Origin of the sequence: Neobacillus sp. NPDC097160, assembly GCF_044762155.1 — a bacterium.
In the GTDB taxonomy this organism is placed as follows: domain Bacteria; phylum Bacillota; class Bacilli; order Bacillales; family Cytobacillaceae; genus Neobacillus.
The window spans coordinates 64,275-85,404 of record NZ_JBIWDU010000024.1; the positions used below are offsets into that span (position 1 = coordinate 64,275).

17 protein-coding genes are annotated in these 21,130 nt (G+C 36.0%); 11 read left to right on the forward strand and 6 right to left on the reverse strand.

What is annotated here, in order from left to right; all coding sequences use genetic code 11:
* The first annotated feature begins 17 nt into the window (after positions 1-17).
* From ACIQXV_RS26260 to ACIQXV_RS26285, 6 genes are all read left to right on the forward strand, one after another.
* The gene (locus ACIQXV_RS26260; RefSeq protein ID WP_402964208.1) at positions 18-716 is read left to right on the forward strand and encodes an NTP transferase domain-containing protein; all 699 of its coding nucleotides are present in this window, start codon (positions 18-20) and stop codon (positions 714-716) included.
* A gap of 751 nt (positions 717-1,467) precedes the next feature.
* Positions 1,468-3,372: a leucine-rich repeat domain-containing protein gene (locus ACIQXV_RS26265; protein WP_402964211.1), complete on the forward strand. Its 1,905-nt coding sequence runs from the start codon at positions 1,468-1,470 to the stop codon at positions 3,370-3,372.
* Between the two features lie 347 nt (positions 3,373-3,719).
* Positions 3,720-4,523: a C40 family peptidase gene (locus ACIQXV_RS26270; RefSeq protein ID WP_402964214.1), complete on the forward strand. Its 804-nt coding sequence runs from the start codon at positions 3,720-3,722 to the stop codon at positions 4,521-4,523.
* A gap of 112 nt (positions 4,524-4,635) precedes the next feature.
* A complete protein-coding gene (locus tag ACIQXV_RS26275; protein ID WP_402964217.1) occupies positions 4,636-6,288 on the forward strand; it encodes a S8 family serine peptidase in 1,653 nt (550 codons plus the stop codon).
* Positions 6,289-6,547: 259 nt separating this feature from the next.
* Positions 6,548-8,677 carry a metallophosphoesterase gene (locus tag ACIQXV_RS26280; RefSeq protein ID WP_402964220.1) on the forward strand — a complete coding sequence of 710 codons (2,130 nt, stop codon included), beginning with the start codon at positions 6,548-6,550 and terminating at the stop codon, positions 8,675-8,677.
* A complete protein-coding gene (locus tag ACIQXV_RS26285; protein ID WP_402964223.1) occupies positions 8,665-9,159 on the forward strand; it encodes a GtrA family protein in 495 nt (164 codons plus the stop codon). Before ACIQXV_RS26280 ends, ACIQXV_RS26285 begins: the two co-directional genes overlap by 13 nt.
* 54 nt (positions 9,160-9,213) lie before the next feature.
* On the opposite strand, the gene ACIQXV_RS26290 is transcribed toward ACIQXV_RS26285, so the two are convergent.
* The 4 genes from ACIQXV_RS26290 to ACIQXV_RS26305 all read right to left on the reverse strand — a co-directional run bounded on the left by ACIQXV_RS26290 (position 9,214) and on the right by ACIQXV_RS26305 (position 14,424).
* Entirely contained in the window at positions 9,214-10,662 is a 1,449-nt protein-coding gene (locus ACIQXV_RS26290) for an oligosaccharide flippase family protein (protein WP_402964226.1), read from the reverse strand.
* Positions 10,663-10,713: 51 nt separating this feature from the next.
* A complete protein-coding gene (locus tag ACIQXV_RS26295; protein WP_402964229.1) occupies positions 10,714-11,481 on the reverse strand; it encodes a LicD family protein in 768 nt (255 codons plus the stop codon).
* Between the two features lie 62 nt (positions 11,482-11,543).
* The gene (gene galU, locus ACIQXV_RS26300; RefSeq protein ID WP_402964232.1) at positions 11,544-12,419 is read right to left on the reverse strand and encodes a UTP--glucose-1-phosphate uridylyltransferase GalU; all 876 of its coding nucleotides are present in this window, start codon (positions 12,417-12,419) and stop codon (positions 11,544-11,546) included.
* 205 nt (positions 12,420-12,624) lie between these two features.
* On the reverse strand, positions 12,625-14,424 hold the full coding sequence (locus tag ACIQXV_RS26305) for an LTA synthase family protein (RefSeq protein ID WP_402964235.1): 1,800 nt from the start codon (positions 14,422-14,424) through the stop codon (positions 12,625-12,627).
* A gap of 262 nt (positions 14,425-14,686) precedes the next feature.
* Between ACIQXV_RS26305 and ACIQXV_RS26310 the strand changes: the two genes are divergently transcribed.
* Genes ACIQXV_RS26310 through ACIQXV_RS26325 form a run of 4 tightly spaced genes read left to right on the forward strand, consistent with a single transcriptional unit; the run spans position 14,687 to position 17,412 of the window.
* Positions 14,687-15,373, forward strand: coding sequence for a glycosyltransferase family 2 protein (locus tag ACIQXV_RS26310; protein ID WP_402964238.1), 687 nt, complete (start codon positions 14,687-14,689; stop codon positions 15,371-15,373).
* Between the two features lie 11 nt (positions 15,374-15,384).
* A complete protein-coding gene (locus ACIQXV_RS26315; RefSeq protein ID WP_402964241.1) occupies positions 15,385-15,765 on the forward strand; it encodes a DUF2304 domain-containing protein in 381 nt (126 codons plus the stop codon).
* On the forward strand, positions 15,752-16,117 hold the full coding sequence (locus ACIQXV_RS26320) for an EamA family transporter (RefSeq protein ID WP_402964244.1): 366 nt from the start codon (positions 15,752-15,754) through the stop codon (positions 16,115-16,117). Before ACIQXV_RS26315 ends, ACIQXV_RS26320 begins: the two co-directional genes overlap by 14 nt.
* 26 nt (positions 16,118-16,143) lie before the next feature.
* On the forward strand, positions 16,144-17,412 hold the full coding sequence (locus tag ACIQXV_RS26325; protein WP_402964247.1) for an ArnT family glycosyltransferase: 1,269 nt from the start codon (positions 16,144-16,146) through the stop codon (positions 17,410-17,412).
* 96 nt (positions 17,413-17,508) lie between these two features.
* Here the strand turns inward: ACIQXV_RS26325 and ACIQXV_RS26330 are convergent, their stop codons facing one another.
* Together ACIQXV_RS26330 and ACIQXV_RS26335 are read right to left on the reverse strand one after the other, a co-directional pair.
* Positions 17,509-18,474 (reverse strand): glycosyltransferase family 2 protein, encoded by a 966-nt coding sequence (locus ACIQXV_RS26330; RefSeq protein ID WP_402964250.1) that lies wholly within the window; start codon positions 18,472-18,474, stop codon positions 17,509-17,511.
* A gap of 86 nt (positions 18,475-18,560) precedes the next feature.
* Positions 18,561-20,069 (reverse strand): O-antigen ligase family protein, encoded by a 1,509-nt coding sequence (locus tag ACIQXV_RS26335; protein ID WP_402964253.1) that lies wholly within the window; start codon positions 20,067-20,069, stop codon positions 18,561-18,563.
* Positions 20,070-20,403: 334 nt separating this feature from the next.
* Between ACIQXV_RS26335 and ACIQXV_RS26340 the strand changes: the two genes are divergently transcribed.
* On the forward strand, positions 20,404-21,130 hold a 727-nt coding region (locus ACIQXV_RS26340; RefSeq protein ID WP_402964256.1), incomplete at its 3' end, for an acyltransferase family protein.

Consider the following 21,130-nt stretch of genomic DNA (forward strand, 5'->3'; position numbering starts at 1 on the left):
AGACAGGAGAACAGCAAATGAGAGCAATTATACTTGCAGCAGGGATGGGCACAAGGCTCCGACCATTAACACTAACAACACCTAAAGCACTTACGGTTGTAAATGGAAAACCCATGCTTGAGACACAGGTTGAATATTTACAGGAAATTGGCATCGAAGAAATTATTGTCGTGACTGGGTATTTAGCTGAAAAATTTGACTATCTTAGAGAGAAGTATGGGGTTACTCTCATTCATAATGATAAATATGACGTCTATAATAATATTTACACGATGTATTTAGTCAGAGATTATCTCCAAGATGTGTACGTAATTGACGGTGATAACTACTTGCATCGCAATTTCCTGTTGAAGAATCCGAAAACCTCGATGTATTTCAGTGCTAGAAAACCGGATTTCAAAGAGGAGTGGATGATTCGCTTCGATGACAATTACAAGGTTACCGATATCGTAGTAGGTGACGGTGATCAAGAGTACATCCTCTGCGGCGTGTCGTACTGGTCCGAGGAGGATGGCAAATTTATTGTCGAAAAACTCGAGGAAGCGGTTTCGGGAGACAACTTTAAGGACTACTGGTGGGATAACATTGTCATGGATCACATCCGTGACGTAAATGTCTATCTACAGGAAATTCACCCGGACGACAGCTATGAAATTGACTCATTAGCAGACCTTGAAAAAGTGAATAAGTTGTTGGAAGCACGCGGAAGGAACTAAAGATGAACGGACACTGAGGTGTCCGTTTTTGTGTTTGCTCAGATTCCATTTTAAGAAAAAAGCCGCGGGCCGGTCGCGTATAAGTGCTCTAAGCAACCGAACCGGAGAAAATCACTGTCCGGTCGCTTATAAAGGCTCTAAGCAACCACCCCCCATCTATCACTCGTAATAGACCCATCTACCATACCCTAACGCTTTATATTTTTCCTTTAAAATCCTCCCAATCATCTTTTGCGACCCAACCCCCCCCACACCATTCAAACACCACACTCGTGGTAATCTTCATATCTGGAAAAAGTAACTTAATTTCATGTACACTCCTCAGCACCGCAGCATCCAGACCCTCTTCGCAGCCGCAATTATCACAAAGAAGTTTTCGCCCATTTACAGAGACCTGGAATGAATGGCACGAAGAACAAATATTACCTTTCCGCAGCCTCGCATATTTATAAGGGGGAACACGGGGATAGGGAGATTCAACTTGATGCAGGGAAACCAAAAGGTCTGCCAGGTGCTTTTGTTTTCCATTGAGCTTTCCGGTCCACGTATTTAATTTTTTATTAAAAAAATACCAACGTGAGCCAAATTAAAGTATGTACATTTATTGACATTTCTTGGTGAAAAATATTAAAAAAAGAATATAGTTTTAACGCATTATAGATTTCTAATATTATAAAAAAGTACTATTATTTCCCACCTTAAATATCAATATTTTGGTATAATAGACCTAGCTAAAAGGAGGTTAAGAGAAATGAAGAAATTTAGTAAGTTAATGCTGGCTTCTGTTCTAATGCTTTCATTTATGGCACCGCTGAATACGAAAGCAGCAGAACAGCCGGCAGCGGAATCAGCACCAAGTGTTGACAAAGCAGGAGATCAAACCACTGTGGAATCAGCACCAGCTGTTGACAAAGCAGGAGAACAAACAACTGGAGAATCAGCACCAAGTGTTGATAATGCAGGCGAACAAACGAAAGTGGATTCAGAATCAACTGTTGACAAATCGGCTGAAAATGCAAGTGAACAAACAGAAAAGCCACAAGCTAGCAATGAAGCAGTACCTGCCCAAGATCCTGCTAAAAAGGCAGATACAAACAAAGATTCAACTGCTGGAGAAGTTAATCAAGACCAGGCTGTAAACAATGGTGTTACTCAGAAAGCAGTAACGCAGCAAGGTTATTATACTCCAGTTACTTTTAATGACAGCAACTTAGCTGCTGCCGTTCGTGAGGCATTAGGCCTTTCTTCTTATTCGACGATTTACCAAGGGGATTTGGAAGGACTTACGGAATTATATGTATCAGGACAAAATATTAGTGATTTAACAGGGTTAGAGTTTGCTGTAAATTTGCGGGAATTATCAGTTTATAGTAATAATATCAGCAATATTTCAGCATTAACATCTTTAACTTCTTTAACTTACTTAGACTTAGATGAAAACAATATTACAGATATTCAGGCATTAAGCGGTTTAACAAACTTGCAGACGTTGTGGATTTCAAACAATCCAGTGACAAGTATTGAAGCGCTTAGGAACTTAACAAGCTTGCAAGTTCTTTATATGGAAAATATGTCACAGCTTAATTTATCCGCTGGTTCACCAGCTATGCAAGTAGTGAGTGTGCTTTTATCAAAAGGTGTTGAAGTATACTTTGATGGAGCGTCTGTTCCCGAGCAAGGTACCCCTGGCTGGTATCAAGTTGGAAACAGCTGGTATTACTATGACCAAGTTGGAAAATTGGTTAAGGGCTGGAAGCAAGTAAATATGAAGTGGTACTATTTTAATACCTCTAATGGTATCATGGTTACCGGTTACCAAGAAATTGGGAACGCTGAATATTTCTTTAATAACAGTGGTGCTATGCAAACGGGATGGGTACAGTTAGACTATTCCTGGTATTACTTTAATCCAAAAGCCGGTGCGAATTTAGGGAAAATGGTAATGAATGACTGGGTATTTTCATCTGGCAAATGGTATTATATGGACGAATACGGGGAAATGGCCACTGGGATTCAATCAATAGGCAATGGCTATTACTTATTGGACGACAACGGTGTATTGAAAACAAACGGCTGGGGCAAAGTTGGCTATGAATGGTACTATAGTACAAGCAGTGGTAAGCTTCAAACCGGCTGGCTCTATAATGGCGGTAAATGGTATTATATGGATCCCTACTACTATGGTGCAATGGTAACAGGTACTCATTATATCGGCGGAACTAATTATTATTTTGATAATAGCGGCGCTATGGGATCAAATGGCTGGTTTTATGATGGATATTATTGGCATTACGCAAAGAGTAACGGTGCACTTTATGCAAAAGCATGGTTAAATTCTGGCGGCAAGTGGTACTATTTTGATGCTGATGGTGATATGGTTTTGGGCGGAAGATACCGGATTGATAATAAGGTGTACAACTTTAATTCTAGCGGTGCAATGCAAACAGGATGGGTAAAATTAGAAGGTTATACTCACTATTATCGTTATTATGATAGTAATGGTTCTGAGCATTATGGCTGGTTATATTACGGGAAAAATTGGTATTATTTTAACGAAAATGGCTTAATGTTATTTGATACCTATTACACCTATGGATTTACCGTTTACTATTTTAATATTGACGGGGCCATGATTGATTCAAGGCAAGTATATTAAGATTTGTCATAATACTGACGGGCAGGAGAATCTTCCTGCCCGTTTTTTTGCGTTAAAAAAATACATTAGTAGAATAATATTTTTGCAAAATCAGTCGGATGATTTTGTGAGAAAAGGCGAAAATTTGTTAAATGGTCTTACAAACTTGTGAAAAATGAACTAAATTCATAGATAAAAATGACCATAAATTTAAGGTAAAGCAGAAAAAAACAAAATAGAAGTCGAAAAAGGTCAGTTTTTGAAACATTCCTGTAATAATATTAAAAACGAAATGTAATCTAAATCTAGTAAAGAATATGAGATACTAATAATAATAAAGAGAGAGAGTTAAAGACACGGAGGTTATCATGAAAAAGTTAATAATTAGTGGTCTACTATCATGTTCTTTACTTCTAAGCGGATTCATGGGTGGGCAAAAAGCGGAAGCGGCTTCAACAGCGGATACAGCCGCTGATATTGGTCTTAATTACATAGGTGTACCATATGCTTGGGGTGGAACAACACCAAGTGGATTTGATTGTTCTGGGTTTACGAGTTATACATATAAGCAGGCTGGACTTACATTACCAAGAACAGCTGCAGACCAATATACTAAAGGAACAGCCGTTTCTAAAAGTAATTTGAAAAAAGGTGACTTAGTTTTCTTTAGTACTTATAAGGCTGGAGCATCACATGTAGGAATTTACTTAAACGACAACAAGTTCGTGCATGCATCAAGTAATGGAGTAAAAGTTAGTTCGTTAGGGGAATCCTATTACGCTAACACGTATATCGGTTCAAAACGAGTTGATAATAATAGTTATTGGTATTACTCTGGCGGTAAATGGTACTATTATGAAAATGATACGAAGAAAACCGGCTGGCTGAAAGATAATGGCGCATGGTATTACTTAAGCGCGAACGGTGAAATGTTGACCGATTGGTTAAAATGGGCCAATAATTGGTATTATCTTCAAAACAGCGGTGAAATGAAAACCGGCTGGTTGTATAAGGATCAAAATTGGTACTATCTTGCCAACGGCGGTGAAATGAAGACGGGCTGGGTGTTATCCTACGGAAAATGGTATTTCCTAAAATCGGATGGCTCAATGGCAAAAAATACAACAATTGAAGGCTGCGTGCTCGGTAATGATGGAGCCTGGATTGAATAGAAGTAACAAGGCAGAGATGGAAATCTCTGTCTTTTTTTTTCTACTAGAATTAAAACATAAAGTATGATGTTTATACTATAATAGAGTAAATTGACGAAAAGGATGGGTGTTCATGAGGCGATTTCCGCGTATACTAAGTGCTTTATTTATGGTATGTATCCCGTTAATGGTTAACGTTACTTCAGTAACGGCAGTAGAAGCGGATCAACAGCCTGTTATTACAGAAACAGTAACAGACCAGGTGAATGTTTTAGTAGATAGTAATTTTTCAAGTAATAGTCTAAATGATTATGAAATGATCAAGGAAATGAACCTTGGAAATCAAAAGCTATATACCTTGAAAGTGACTAATCCACAATTAAGTATGGCTGAAATAAAGAAAATTCCAGGTGTCCTTTATGTCGAACAAGACCATTCGATTAAACAGGAATATATTCCGAAGGATCCTGGTTTTTCGAAACAATGGTTCCATCAAACTATTAATACACCGTCAGCATGGGACCAAACAAAAGGATCGAGTAGTGTAACAGTTGCAGTGATTGATGGCAGTGTTGATACATCCCACCCGGATTTGAAAGATAGGATTGTGGCACCATATGATATGGCAAGACACATGTCCTCACTTAATTATCCTGATGAACACGGAACACATGTAGCCGGGATCATAGCTGCCGGAATCGATAATGGAATTGGCGGCGCTGGAGTGGCCCCACAGGTAAATATTATGCCCATCAATGTGTTTATTGGAGATTATGGGGATACATCTGATTTAATCGCCGGGATCGATTATGCGATTAACCATCATGCACAAATTATTAATATGAGTCTAGGGGACTATCAATATTCATACTTGTTGGATCGGGCGGTACAAAATGCTTACCGGAATGGGATTATTATTGTAGCAGCTGCCGGTAATGAAGGGGTTAGAAATCCCTCCTATCCTGCCGCCTATGATAACGTTATTTCGGTGAGCTCTGTTAGTGCCAATAATCATTTTTCTGACTTTTCTAATTATGGAAGCACGATTGATATTGCCGCACCTGGTGATAATATTTACTCCACTATTCCTGGAGGCACATTTGACTATATGAGTGGAACTTCGATGGCTTCGCCGGTAGTAGCAGGGGTCGCGGCACTTGTTTTATCGCAAAATCCTGACTTAACAGCGAAGCAAGTGGTGGACAGCTTGCTCTATTCTGCAGATGATCTAGGTCCAGCCGGTAGGGACGACGATTATGGATATGGCTTAGTAAATGCCAAAAAGGCCATAAACTATATCACACCTGTTAAAGGCGAATGGAAATTGAATGGTAGTACGTGGTATTACTATGAAAATGGAATCATGAAAACCGGCTGGGTGAAGAGCAGCAGAAAATGGTATTACCTCAATAATAGAGGGGCAATGCAAACCGGCTGGGTGTTATATAGCGGAACGTGGTACTTTCTCGGGGAAAGCGGCGATATGAAAACGGGCTGGTTGAGTTGGCATAATGCCTGGTACTACTTAGACGCTGACGGAAAAATGGCAACTGGCTGGATAACTTCGAATGGAAAGTGGTACTACTTAGACGCTGATGGAAAAATGGCAACCGGTTGGGTATTTTTGAATGGAAACTGGTATTATTTAAGCAATAATGGTGATATGAAAACAGGTTGGATCTTATGGGCGAATAAGTGGTATTACCTTAAGGACGATGGTTCGATGGCCCAAAATACTTCCATCCAAGGCTACAGACTAGGAATAGATGGTGTTTGGATTCCATAATATTTAACAAGGCAGAGAGTATATCTCTGCCTTTTGTGTGTTTGATAGATTGATTGTTCGGTGAAATCTTTCTAAAAAGCAGTATCTGCCTTGTAATCTCTTAAAATTAAGTATATATTTTTATTTGAATAAAAATAAACAAATTTAACATATTTAACATATATAGGGGGAGAACATACTGAGAGTTAAGCATCTAACTATAATAACTACAATTCTATTAATTTTTTGGTTCAATTCTATTGACAAGACAAATGCAGCAATGCAGGCTAGTACAAGTGAAACACCTGTCTTGCAATTTCCTGTGCTGAGCGATATTCACATTGGAGGAGCATCACAGCAGGAAAGATTTAAACGTGCACTTTATGACATGCAAGCGATTGCACCTAACTACGATGCATTGGTGCTGCTTGGAGATAATACAAATATGGGGACGGAAAAGGAATATGATGATCTAGATCATCTATTACAAGCATATAGCAAAAAGGATGCAGAAAAAATCATTACCATTGGGAACCATGATTATTGGGAGGGGGTTTATTCAACCGGGGATTTCAATCCAAAGAAGTATATTCAACGGTTTGTCGATAAAACAGGCATGCCGGGCCTATATTATGACAAATGGGTTAATGGATACCATTTTATTACCTTGGGGTCGGAAGGTTTTCCAGATCACGGTGGTGCTGACCATGTATTAATGTCAGATGAGCAATACAACTGGTTTGATGAGGTCGTTGCACAAGATGCAGATCATGAGAAGCCTATTTTTGTCTTTTTACACCAACCAATTGATAATACCGTTTATGGAAGTGAAGAATGGGGTGCTGGATTTTCTGATACAAGGCTTTCGGATATATTAAAGAAATATCCGCAGGTTATTCTGTTTTCAGGGCATACTCATTATTTATTACAACACCCAAGGTCGATTTATCAAGATGGTTTTACGATGGTAAATGCCGGTTCGGTTGCCTATGGTTACACAGATATTGCTTACCCTGGGACTTCACAAGGGCTGCTTGTAAATGTGTATTCGGACCGCATAGAGATAAAGGCTAGGGAATTTACCACTAACTCGGACATTCAAACCTTTACGGTAAAAACTCCTTATGAAAAAACATATGGGGATAGCCAAAAGCCGTTATTTTTATCGGGGACAAAGGTAAATTTGGATAATAATACGAGTGGAGATCGTATTACACTTTCATTTGATGCGGCAATTGACAATACACTTGTAGATAGATATTTAGTTAAACATAATGGTAAAGTAATTCATACAGAATATGTAAAATTTTGGAATAAATCTTTGCCGCAAAGAATGACATTTGATATTAAGAATTTGATTACTGAAACTAGATACGATTTTGTTATTTCGGCAGTGGATGCATGGAATAATGAATCTATTAGTATGTTAAAAACCTCCTTCACCACTCCAAAGTTAAACGGCTGGAAATTGAATGGAGAGGAGTGGGTATATTATGAAGATGGAAGTATCGCTAAAGGCTGGAGATTAATTGATGGAAAAAGATATTTTTTCCTTGATGATGGTACGATGTGTACTGGATGGTATTCAAGTGGCTCACAAAGGTACTATCTGAATGATAATGGCGCTATGCAGATCGGCTGGAAGTTAATTGATGAAAAGTGGTACTTTTTTCAAACTGACGGAACGATGAGAATTGGATGGTATTCAAGTGGCTCACAAAAGTACTATCTGAATAATGATGGAACGATGCAGGTGGGCTGGAAATTAATAGATGGAAAGTGGTTTATTTTCCAAACTGATGGACCAATGATTACTGGATGGTATACAAGCGGCTCACATAAGTATTATTTGAATGATAATGGGGCTATGCAGGTTGGCTGGAAGTTAGTTGATGGTAAATGGTACTTTTTCCAAATTGATGGTTCAATGAGTATTGGATGGTATTCAAGTGGCTCACAAAAGTATTATCTGAATGACAATGGTGTTATGCAGGTTGGCTGGAAGGACATTGATGGACAAAGGTACTATTTTGGACCCGATGGAGCGTTAAAGAAAGGTTGGGTGGAGGATAACCATAAATGGTATTACTTAGATAACAATGGCAATTCTAAATTGGGCTGGATTCAAGACCAAGCAAAATGGTATTATCTAAAATCTGATGGAATGGTAACAGGCTGGCAGAACATTGATAATAAAACCTGGTACTTCTTTAATGGTAGCGGAAGTATGCAAACAGGCTGGGTGTTCTCCGGTGGGAAATGGTATTTCCTAAGCGGCAGCGGGGCAATGAAAACAGGCTGGATACTTGATAGCGAGAAGTGGTATTTCCTCACCAGTGATGGTTCCATGGCGATAAATACATCGATTCAAGGCTACCGTGTCGGCAGCGATGGGGCATGGATCAAATAAAAATTAGAAAAAGCTGGAGTAATCCGGCTTTTTCTGATAATATGGCAAAAAATATACTAGGATTAGTAGGATTGGTTATGGTGGTATCTATGACTAAGTTTATTAAGTTTGGATTTGTCGGAATCATTAATACAGCTGTTACGATCAGCAGTTACGCATTTTTTATTTATATTGCAGGTATGAATTATATGTTAGCCAATATTATTGCCTACGTGTTAGGGATGGTTAACAGTTTTATTTGGAATAAAAAATGGGTCTTTCAAATAAAAGAAAGTTATTTTACAGTGTATGTCAAATTTTTAGCGGTTAATATGCTCATGCTTGGTATCAATTCACTTGGATTGTTTATCCTTGTGAATATACTTCATTTCCATAAGCTCGTTTCACAATTAGCAGTCGTTGGGTTAGGTATGGTCTTAAATTTTTTTCTAACATCCACATGGGCATTTGCTCAAAAACAGTACTCAAGTGCTGATAAATAAAAAAGGGAGCCACAAGTACATTCCCTGGGGCTCACTTTTTGCAAGTAGATGTCATTATGGCTTCTTTAGTTTTAGCTTAATGAGGAACATTTCCAGCACTTCATCCTTCGTAATGAACAAAATCGCTGCGTAGACAACGGCATTGACAATGATGAGTGTGAAAAATAAATAGATGGTATGAGAAATAAATAAACGAATCCCATAGGAAATAGGGATAAATAGCAAGGAATAAAAGAGATACTTTAATTTAGATAACTCAAATAATTTGTATTTTACTTTAATATATTTGCGAATAAAAATATACTCAAGTGTCAGCAGCAAATAATTTGATAGAGCCGTTGTAAAGATGGCTGATGCTGATGAGAAAATTCCAAGCTTTAGTAAAATGAAATTAAACCCAAAGTTAATGAAACCACAGATGAAAATCAGCTTTACTAGTGTATTCTCACGCCTTTTGACATAGATAATTTGATTTGCAAGAATGGACTCAATCCCAACAGAAACCATATAAAAGGCGAATACAGCTAATACGGGACCTGCCGCGGCGAATTCTTTTCCTCCGTAAATAACCACGCCAATATCAGAAATAATCAGCATTCCAATCGAGGCCGGAAATAAGGCTGCAAAATAAACCTTGGAAATGGTATTAAGCAAGGTAATATAGGAATGCTCGTCATCATTACCCGACAAATAGGACAGCCGTGGAATCGTTACCTGGATGACACTTAAGATAAGGGAATTGATAATCCCCATAATTTGCTGGGCCATGACGTAATAAGAAACGGCAGCGGTGTTAATATATTTTCCAAGCATGACCCTGTCCAGCTGCGTATATAGAATATTGGCATTTGAAAAAATTACCACTAAAAATAATGGTTTTATATGCTCCCTAATCGAAATCTTTTTAAAGTTAAACTTCACTTTTCGCTTAATGTAGAAGAAGCTAAAGATATTATTTAAAAAGGTAGAAAGCATAAGTAAAAAGGCAAAATGCGTATAGTCATTGGAATTATGAACCAATGTAAACAGGAGTGCAACATAAATCAGCCTAACAATAATCGTCTTTATGGTAATGAAATCGTAATTTTCAAAAGCCTCGTTGACCCAATCCACATAGAACATATTAATAAATAAACTAATGCCAAAGATAAGGAGAACGGGAAAGAGCTGTTTATCACCAAAGCCAACATAGGCAAAAACAAAAAAGATGAGAGATGTGACAATACTCATCACAAAGGTTACACTAAAAAGGCTGGTAAACAGCTGACTGACTTTTTCTTTATCATCCTTAACCCGGCTTACTTCCCGCAAACCATATTGATGAACGCCAAAGACGGCAAAAATAAAAAAGTAGTTGAACATGGATTCAGAGTAGGAAACCATTCCTACAGACGTGGCCCCTAATGTACGATAAACATAGGGACCGACGATAACCGGCAGTACTAAATTAAAAAAATTCAAGGTTACTTTGTAAAATATATTTTTTGCAATAGATTTTTGCATTGGAAGACCTTTCTTACAGTATGAACAATAGACCACCTTTTGGTAGTCTATTTATTTTCCTGTAAATTGTAAATTTTCCATATGGATTGCCCTGTCTGCTTCATCAGGTAGCTTCATATAATCTCCATACATTGTCGTCAAATAGGTGTCGGGTTTATTAGGAATATTAAATTTCTGACCTTCGAAGCTGCCTGTTTTTAATGGAAAAATAACATCAATATCAAAAAAGGCAAGCCCATAAAAGGGCGTCTCAACGCCATACGTAATCGTCTTCGTTTCCTTTATAAACGGAGTATAAAAGTTGTACAGCTTAGAACGATTCAGTAATAAGACAATCATATCTTTCAAATTGTTAACTTTTGATGGATAAATCAGCCTTGACGCCCGATTAAAAATCTTACCGGGAATACTGAAGCTGTTTTTGCCTTTGACAAAATCATAAGGGAATATATCAATGGATAAGCCTTTATGATGATCCCCATTTGTATCGACCCATTCAAAATCTTCTAGGTACATTATTTTTAGCCAATTATGTTTTCCGTGTGTATTAAGATTGTATGTTTCAATTTTATATTGATCTGGCAAGTGGACTCTGAGAACTTTTTTTAATTTGTCATAGTCTTTTCTCAACAGGCCAATATCAATATCATCATCCCATGGGATAAATCCTTCATGGCGAATGCTGCCAAGAAGTGACCCATCCGTTAACCAATAAGGAATATTATGCTCCTTACAAATGTTGTGAATCGCGATCATCATCGTTGTCATCACATTTTGTGCTTCTTTAAGCGGATTCTCGCTTATTTTTATTTCTGTCACTGCTTGCCAACTCCCTCAATTGCTCCCTACAAATGGTTATTTATAGTCTGATTTAATCTGTCTTATTTATGCTCTCTAATTTTCTCTTCCATAAAATCAATTAATCCGGCTCTTAACTCTTCATTTTGAAGCGCAAATTCAATTGTCGTTTCGATGAATCCAAGCTTTTCGCCAACATCAAACCGGTTGCCTTCAAATTCATAGGCAAATACTCGTTGAATCTGATTAAGCTTTTGAATGGCATCGGTAAGTTGAATTTCCCCGCCAGCACCAATATGTTGATTCTCTAAAAAGAGGAAAATTTCAGGGTTGAGCACATATCTGCCGATAATGGCAAGATTTGATGGGGCCGTACCTGGTGTTGGCTTTTCAACAAATTGTCTCACATTGAAACGACGACCGTGCTGCTCTGTTGGATCGATAATCCCGTAGCGATTTGTTTCTTCTTCAGGTACCCGTTTCACACCGATTACGGAAGATAATGTCTCTTCATATTCATTGATTAATTGCTTTAAGCATGGGGTTTCCGCTTGGACAATATCATCGCCTAGAAGAACGGCAAAGGGTTCATCGCCAATGAAATTGCGCGCACACCATACGGCATGTCCTAACCCTTTCGGCTCTTTTTGGCGGATGTAATGAATATCTACCATATTAGAGGAAGCTTGTACCTTTTCAAGTAAGTCATACTTTTCTTTTTCTAATAAGTTTTGCTCAAGTTCGAAGGCATGATCAAAATGATCTTCAATGGCCCTTTTGCCTTTTCCCGTAACAATAATGATATCCTCAATACCTGATTCAATCGCTTCTTCGACAATATATTGAATCGTCGGTTTATCAACAATTGGAAGCATTTCTTTCGGCATTGCTTTCGTTGCCGGTAAAAATCTTGTGCCAAGTCCTGCGGCAGGAATGATTGCTTTTCTAACCTTTTTCATTATTTAAGCTCCTTTTGGTATCCTTCGTATTTAACCAAAATAGTGTAAATTTGACGGCGTTTTTCCACATTTTATTATACACAATTAAAAAACGAATACAAGTTAAAACCGCTCGGATAGACGGGTTTAGGCTTACTCATCTTAACAGGTAAAAAGCTTGCAGATATCGCCTAAAGTGGGCAAAATCTGCAAGCTTCCTAATTTTCTACTTTTTCACCGTTGAAGGTTCGTTTAAATAATAATATTGCATATAACGATATTGTTTGATCGTTTCAGCAGTCCAGCCCTCATGCTTTTGGAATGCCTCTGGTGGCAATTGATGAATTCCTTTGTTCATCTGTTCTTGTAAAAATGATTGTAGACCATTCCCTTTTACCCCAATTTCCTTAAGAACATACGGCATAAGGAATGTTGATCCAAGGTTAAGCTCTTCTTTTTTATTATTTCTGTAGTTATCCCAGATTAAGAATGGGGTAGCGTACATTTTTTCGCGATTTTCGATCGTCTGTGAATCATTCCCATAGCCCGTTTCGTAATAAACCAATTTGTCGTCACCTAACCATGGAAGATGGTCGCCATACATGACAATCATGGTTGGTTCGTCACTGTTTTCGTAATAGTTCATTAAGTGTTCTAACGCTTTATCGACTTCACGCATTTTAAAGGCATATTCTTCAATAATATCAGTGGATGTTTTCGGAACTGTGTCACTGGTTACTTTAATATCATGATCATACCATTTTGTATACGGACCATGAGTCTCCATCGTTATGCCAAGGACATAATCCGGGCCTTTTGTTTTTTGCGTTCTTTTGATGATGCTATCGAACAGTACGTAGTCTTTAGGAACAGCAGGCACATCGTATACAGACTCGACATTTTTATCCTTAAACATTTCATCGGAAAACTCCATGTGGTCAATTCCAAGATATGGCCATGCTGTCGTTCTCTTATAAAACCAGCCTACGTTGTTATGGAAGCCACTTGTTGAATATCCATTATGCTTTAATCGATGGGCAATCGAATCCATCGGTTGAATGACATGGGACGTAAATGGATGTGTATCATAAGGAAACAACTGGAGACTCATACTTGATAATACTTCAAATTCAGTATTGGCAGTACCAGCCCCAAAGACGTTTACTCCTAATTTACCGTTTGTATAATGTTCTTGAAGGGAATGAAAGAACGGTATCGGGTCTTCACTGAACGTAACATTCGGTAATGTCGTCGGATCAAAAAAAGCTTCCAGTTGTAATACGATTACATTTGGTTTTATTACATCAACGCTTTTCGCAGAAGCATAAATGGACTCTGAATTCTTTTCATATTTTTTAATAGAGTTCTCCACGGCATTTTTCGTATAGCCTTCTGGCTTTTGTTGGTACATCGCGGAAAATTGTAAGAAATTCCCCATCACAAAACCGTTATCAGATAAATTTTGTGCCGGCATCTTAATTTTATTTGAGACACCGAATTTATTCCAAATCGTATCCTCTTTAACTTGGCCTAAGGCGAATAATGAAGCAATGCTAATAACAGAAATCACTATGCGGTAACCAATCGGCGCAGAAGGTTGCCACTTTTTTCTTATAATAAAGAAAGCGACTGCTAGGAAAAGAATAAAGCCTATGACAAGATATATTATTTGCCAAGTACTTACATATTGTTTGGTCATTGCCCAGGATTCTTTTAATAGAAAGATATCATTTGGCACTATCGGATCACTGCGTTTTTCCATCTTAATGTAGTTGGCATAACCAAACCCGGTTAGCAAAACAAAAAGAAATGCGGAAAGAGTTAAATATCCTGATTTTTTTAAAAAGAAAAACACATTGAATAACAGGAACAGAATGAGAGTTCCTGACCAAAATGGAAGATGTTTAAAAAATTCAAGTGAGCTTAAGTCGGTTTTTGGTATAGAAATCTTTGTTAAAATAATATTAAGAAAAAAACTGACTATAATAGAAATAAAGAGGTCTCGGAAAAGTGGTTTTGTCTTCAATTATAATACTCCTTTTTACTATAGTAACTAAATGTTAATTATAATTCATATTACATGATATTTAAACTACTATTTCTATTTACATACATCTTACATAGTTGGCATTTTCTCCATTGTTTTAATTTGCTTTCTATAAGAATGAATGCATTTATGCTGATTTGGTAAGTAGTTCTTTTAATTACAATAAAAATACAGTACACTAATTTGTATTGCCCCTTAAATTAAATGTGTTTTGTATGAGGAAAATGAGGAGGGAAGCTTTATGAAGAAAGTATTAGTAATAATACCTGCATATAATGAAGAAGAGGCTATATATTCTACCGTTTCAAAATTAAAATCTTCTTCAGAATTCGATTATGTTGTTATAAATGATGGTTCAACAGATGGGACGAAGGCAATTTTAGATCAATTTAATTTAAATTATTTAGATCTTCCTATTAATTTAGGAATTGGCGGGGCAATGCAAACAGGCTATAAATTTGCCCTTAGGAATAACTATGATTTTGCCATTCAGTTAGATGCCGATGGACAGCATGATCCTACAGAGATCAGCCATCTTATTAGTGAAATTCAAGGTTCAGCTTATGACATGATTATTGGTTCTCGATTTGTTGAAGAAAGTAGCTATAAGGGAAGTAAGACAAGAAGGATAGGAATTTATTATTTCTATTATTTGTTAAGAATTTTAACGGGGATTAAAGTAACGGATCCAACTTCAGGATATAGAATTGTTAACAGAAAAATAATTAATGAATTTGCAAAACGATATCCGGTAGATTATCCAGAGGTAGAAGTAATCGTTGATTTAACAAAAAAGAAATATAAAATTAAAGAAGTAAAAGTGGAAATGAAAAACAGGCAGGGCGGGGTATCGTCGATTACCCCAATTAAATCCATTTATTATATGTTTAAAGTTTCATTTTTTTCACTAATTCGCCGTGTCTTTTAGGAGGTTGGTTTATGTTTCCACAAGTAATATCAGTATTAGTCTCTCTTTTATTTCTCGTACAGGTTATGTATTTTACAAGTAAACATAAGTTAAAAGATCAACAAGCATTTTTATGGATTATTATTTCATTTGCAGGGTTAATAATAGCCATTTCTATTCCATTATTTAATCGGGTCGCTGCCATGCTCGGTATATCCTATATGCCAGCACTCATTTTTCTCCTAGCTTTTTTAATTATTTTAAGTATCGTTCTATATCAAACAACTGTATTATCCGATCAACAAGAAAAGATTAAAAATCTAGTCCAAGAATTAGCCTATTTAAAGAAGGATCTTCGGGATACGAGAAATAATATGAATAACAGAGGTTCTGACCAATATGACAATCGTTAACTTTTCACTCATTTTATTAAATACTCTTATTTTAGTTTCAGGGCAGTTTTTATGGAAGTATGGCTTACAGGCTACCACGCCTAATTTTTCATCGTTGATATCAGTTCTTAAGCTTTTTCTTTCACCATATATCATTTTTGGACTTGGGTTATATGGATTTGCAACAATTCTGTGGTTATTCATATTAACTAGAGTTCCTTTAAGTGTTGCTTATCCAATACAGAGTATTGCCTATGTATTATCAGTTTTTGGGGCCTATTTTGTATTTAACGAACCGTTGTCGGTATCTAAAATTCTTGGCTGTATTATTATTATGGCAGGTGTTTCGTTAATTGGTTTTTCAAATAGTTAATTGCGATTTTAAAGGTGGACTAATTTATGAGTAAATTTACAAAAGTAATAAAAAGTGGTAATCAAACAAAAATAATATGGTTTATTCTGTTAATTGGGTTTTTACTAAGAATTGCTGCCCTTTATAAATATGGTTTAAATTTAAGCTTGAATAGTGATGATGCTGGATACACAAGAAGTGCGATAATTCTTTTACAGAAAAAGATGCTGATTTATCACGATGTCAACACACCTACAGTTCATATTATGCCTGGGCAGCCAATAATGCTTGCTCTTATTTTTATGTTGTTTGGACATGGGAATATAGGGATTTATGCTGCGAAGGTAGTTATGATTTTCTTGGGAATAGGTAGTATTTATTGCATCTACTTGATCGGAAAATATGTGTTTAATAGTAAAATTGGGTTAATTGCCGCCTTTTTTATGGCCATTTTTATTCCTCAGGTGTTAGTTGATAATTTACTGTTAACAGAAAGTCCGTTTACACTTTTATCCTTGTTTTTGATTTACTATTCCATTAAATTGGCAAATGAAAAAAAGATGATTCATTTTTATTGGGTTATTTCATTATACATACTAGCTATTTATTTTAGACCCACGATTGCGTTATTTCCATTAGTTTTATTAGTCTATTTATTATTAAAGAAGTATCCGTTTAAGTTAATGGTAAAACAAGCTATTATCGCTGTGTTTATCCTATTAATTACTCTGGGACCTTGGTGGATTCGAAACTATATCCAGTTTCATGAATTCATTCCTCTATCTGGGGGTGCGGGGAATCCGCTATTGTTAGGAGCATACCAAGGGAATATCGTACCGGAAGAATCCTATCAAAGTGTATTGGATCGAATACAGGCAGAGCATCCTCATTTAGATGCTTATGATGATATGAAGGAACAGGAGAGAATTGCGAAAGAAGAAATAAAAAAAATGTGGCATCGGGATAAAAAGGCCTTTTTATATTCTTATGCTTATATTAAACCTAAGATTTTATGGGGATCACAGTTCTACTGGATAGAAATTTTCCATATAAAAAGTTCATGGATACAAAAAATAAATCCATTGATTCTCGCTGCATCTTTTATTGGGATGATGCTTTCTTTTGTTTTATTTAGTAAAAAATGGAGAGAATATTTATTCCTTCTTGCTTTTATTGTTTACTTTACCGTGTTAAACTGCATTTATTTAGCATATGATCGTTACAATCTTCCTTTAATGCCGTTTATTTTATTGTTTGTAGGAGTTTGCATTTTTTCCATTTTGAATTTATTTCGTAAAAAGGAATTAGTAAAATGAATAAAAATAAGGGCTAGCAGTCGAGTTCATTTCCTGGACATGCTAGCCTTTATTTTTTTATTGAATTGTGATTGTAAAGGATAATTAGTTTTTTTACTATTTCTTTAATAAACACTTTAAGTAAAACTTATTAACCATGGCTTTATTGAGCCGTTTTGTGTCAATCAGTTCTAAAGCCTTATAAGTTTTTAACATCCACACGCCATGATGTGAGCCTCTGTTGCTAAGATCTAACCATAGCCAATTCAATACATCTTTAATCTCTTCGTTATGAAGTGCTTCCACTCGGTAGATTTGTTCCAATGTATCTTTAATTTCTAAGATTTGCTCTTTCGTCAAGTAGCGATCAGCATATTGATTGCGGTCAAAGTTGATACCAATCCTTTTCAGGGCTTCGGTTGTAATGGTATAGGTCATCGTTTGCTGCTCCGTGTTGTGAACCCTGCTAATACCGCCTGGTGACAACCGATAGAGTAGAAGTGTTTCGTCAATATTTGTCAGCTTGTGTTTTTCACTCATTAGTTGAAAAAGCTGATAATCCTCTGCATGAAGATAACGAGGGTCGTATCGGTATTCATTCTCGATTAGGATATTTTTTCTAAACATAATCGTGGGATGAAAGAAGACATTAAAGACACGCATGACATTTCTGATTTGTTTAGGGTCAGTCATAACGAGTGGTTGAAAAAACTTCTTGCCCATCATCTTGATACCGGTGCCGCAAAGGGCGATATCCGGATTTTCTTCCATTACTTTATATTGTTTCTCTAATCGAGTTGGGAGACAGATATCGTCTGCGTCCATTCTTGCGATATACTTTCCCTCTGCTAAGTCAATTCCTCTATTAAGAGTAGCAATAAGCCTCATATTTTTTTCATTATTCACTAAGCGTATTCTTGGATCTGAGTATGTTTTAATGATTTCCTCACTATTATCGGTTGAGCCATCATTAATGATTAAAAACTCAAAGTCCTTAAAGGTTTGATTTAGGACGCTGTCAATGGTTTCTCTTATATATTCCGACGCGTTATAAACTGGCATTAATACAGTGATTTCTGGCATTTCTCACACCTCGTTCTATGGATTTCATGTAAAAAACCTTAAAGTAACCCCAATGAACCATGGTTACTTTAAGGATTATCTTTCATTTATGAAGGGTTAACAATTTTCATGTAAAGGCTGGCTATTAATATTGCCAAATAAATACTGACTGCCGGTGCTGTAAACACATGTCCTGCAGTAAAGGCAATTCCAACACCTAATACAATTCCACTAGCAATCAGTATATTTTCAAGCGTGAAATTAGACTTAAAATTAGTAAAGATTTTCTTAATGATAAGGATAGCTAACAGAAAAAACGGTATAAAATACAGGATAAAGCCTACTATTCCAAACGAGAAAAACAAATCATAAAAGTCCATTTCAGTGAGTTTTGGATACTCTTTATAATTTCCTGCATAGCCCATTCCAAGCATTTTTTGAGAAATAGGTGCATCAGTGAAATATTCTTTTTGTTGGCTTAAATATTCTCCCCTGCTGCTTAATACAAAATTTTCGAGCTGCTGATTATCTAAATTTTCTTTATTGCCCTGGGTTTTACCAGGCTTTTCGGGTTTTCCATGTTCGACTGCTTGATTTCCCGTTTTTGCTTCTTCCTGTAATAGACTTAAATGGATGGATGTATTTGCAGCAATCGGTGAAAATGGAATATAAAAAATAAATAAAATGAAAATAATAGCATTGATCAAAAGATTTGCTTTTACGTTATATTTTCTGTTTGCTCTCATCATGAATAATTCTACTATAAGCATAACTAGACTAATTAATAATGTAACAAGAGCTGCCCCGAAGCCCACCTTTGTTCCAACAGCCATTAATGAGTAAATTAATAAAAGTGCAGGAATCCAATAATAGAAAGACTTTAATGATGTTGTTTTTTTAATCGCATATAACACAACAATTGGGAAACAGATTGACATGATGGCACTGATTTCATTTCCGGCATAAAACCAGCCAGTGTTTCCTACTTTATTATAAGTGTAGCTGCTAAAAGCAGTATTAGTTAGTCCGGCAATAAGCATCGATAATCCAACCAATGTCATAGCATAGACAATATACTTCAGAGTAGTGTTTTCCCATGATGTACGTGATTGTAGTTGTTTAAATACATAAAGGTAACTAAAAAACAAAACAACAAAATAAACGGATTTAATAATAAATTTAATTTCTTCTGCCAGGCTCATCGGAGACTTCACCATTATATTGTTAATGAAGCCAAGCGATATAAAAAGACCTAGTAGGAGTAAATATATAATCGCAGTCTTTTTCTTTTTAGAGTTAGAAACGAATAATAAATATATTGCTCCGATAGCCATCATGGCAAAACGTATGAGGATCCCAGCTGTAAATTCTGAGTTTAAATAGTTAATTGCTAATGAAGTGGCTAAATCTAAAATAGGTTGGACTAATATAAATAGCAGCAATATGTTTTCGAAGGTATTTTTCCTCTTGAAGTTATCTAGCAACATTTTAATTTCATTTCCCCTTTTAATACTTTTATTCATAATCATACTACTATACAGTACACTATTTTGAAGTATTGGTAAATGCATTAACTTACAAAATTCTACAAATACGAATTGTTTTATTAAGGACATTTCTGTAATCAAATCGATTTAGATTTGTAATGGAAACTTCGCATTCGGCTAAGAGATGACATGTATAATGAAATATAGTATAAGGATAGTTTTTCATTAAACTGTTTTTGCATACACGATTAGAAATGGTAGGTAATGTAAAGCAATAGGAAGGGGCGCATTACTTTTTCGGGAGAAACTTCCAAGCAAGAGCGCAAAATTTGTAGTAATTTGTATTACTTTGAATTAGAATGGAAGAGTTGGTATTTTCGTTGATCTTAATTATAGAAGGATTTCTGTGTTCACTCAATATTTAAATCATCACTGCCATAATCATTCTATTAAGGGGTGTGTTATGAGGGAAAAACTAAATTATTTAGATGGGTTAAGAGGATTGGCTGCATTTATTGTGGTTATTCATCACTATACGAATGGATTTTATCCAGCATATGGCGGAAATGAAATCGCAAAATCACCAATTAGTATTTTGTATGATGGCAACTTTTCAGTATGTGTTTTCTTTGTTTTGAGTGGTTTTGTGCTTAGTGGAAAGTACTTTAAAACGAAAAATCCTGAAGTACTGATAGCAAGTGCGACCAAAAGGTATTTCCGATTGCTTTTCCCTGTTATGTTTTCAATTTTTCTCGCTTATGTATTTTTGCGAATGAATCTATTTAGTTATAAAGATGAAGTTGCGGGAATAACTGGAAGTGGCTGGTTAGCAAGCTTTTATAATTTTGATGCTAATTTTGTGGAAATGCTAAAACAAGGATTATATAAAGTTTTCTTATTTGGTGAGGCCAGTTATAACACTAATTTATGGACTATATATCTAGAATTTTTTGGATCCTTTCTCACCTTTGCTTTCTTAGCTCTTTTTGGGAAATTGAAGAAAAGATATTTCGTCTATATCATTCTGTTTTATGTATTTTATCAAGACTACTACCTTGCTTTCTTGTTAGGAGTAATACTAAGTGATATTTACCATAGTGAAGAAGCAAAAAAACTGCTTATTAAAAATAAAGTTCTGCTCTTTTTAATTTTTATTGTCTCTATTTATTTTGGGTCATATCCATATGATT

Coding starts and splice junctions, on each gene's coding strand:
- ACIQXV_RS26260 (WP_402964208.1), top strand. CDS start 18: ATGAGAGCAATTATACTTGCAGCAGGGATGGGCACAAGGCTCCGACCA.
- ACIQXV_RS26265 (WP_402964211.1), top strand. CDS start 1,468: ATGAAGAAATTTAGTAAGTTAATGCTGGCTTCTGTTCTAATGCTTTCA.
- ACIQXV_RS26270 (WP_402964214.1), top strand. CDS start 3,720: ATGAAAAAGTTAATAATTAGTGGTCTACTATCATGTTCTTTACTTCTA.
- ACIQXV_RS26275 (WP_402964217.1), top strand. CDS start 4,636: ATGAGGCGATTTCCGCGTATACTAAGTGCTTTATTTATGGTATGTATC.
- ACIQXV_RS26280 (WP_402964220.1), top strand. CDS start 6,548: ATGCAGGCTAGTACAAGTGAAACACCTGTCTTGCAATTTCCTGTGCTG.
- ACIQXV_RS26285 (WP_402964223.1), top strand. CDS start 8,665: ATGGATCAAATAAAAATTAGAAAAAGCTGGAGTAATCCGGCTTTTTCT.
- ACIQXV_RS26290 (WP_402964226.1), bottom strand. CDS start 10,662: ATGCAAAAATCTATTGCAAAAAATATATTTTACAAAGTAACCTTGAAT.
- galU (WP_402964232.1), bottom strand. CDS start 12,419: ATGAAAAAGGTTAGAAAAGCAATCATTCCTGCCGCAGGACTTGGCACA.
- ACIQXV_RS26310 (WP_402964238.1), top strand. CDS start 14,687: ATGAAGAAAGTATTAGTAATAATACCTGCATATAATGAAGAAGAGGCT.
- ACIQXV_RS26315 (WP_402964241.1), top strand. CDS start 15,385: ATGTTTCCACAAGTAATATCAGTATTAGTCTCTCTTTTATTTCTCGTA.
- ACIQXV_RS26320 (WP_402964244.1), top strand. CDS start 15,752: ATGACAATCGTTAACTTTTCACTCATTTTATTAAATACTCTTATTTTA.
- ACIQXV_RS26325 (WP_402964247.1), top strand. CDS start 16,144: ATGAGTAAATTTACAAAAGTAATAAAAAGTGGTAATCAAACAAAAATA.
- ACIQXV_RS26330 (WP_402964250.1), bottom strand. CDS start 18,474: ATGCCAGAAATCACTGTATTAATGCCAGTTTATAACGCGTCGGAATAT.
- ACIQXV_RS26335 (WP_402964253.1), bottom strand. CDS start 20,069: ATGTCCTTAATAAAACAATTCGTATTTGTAGAATTTTGTAAGTTAATG.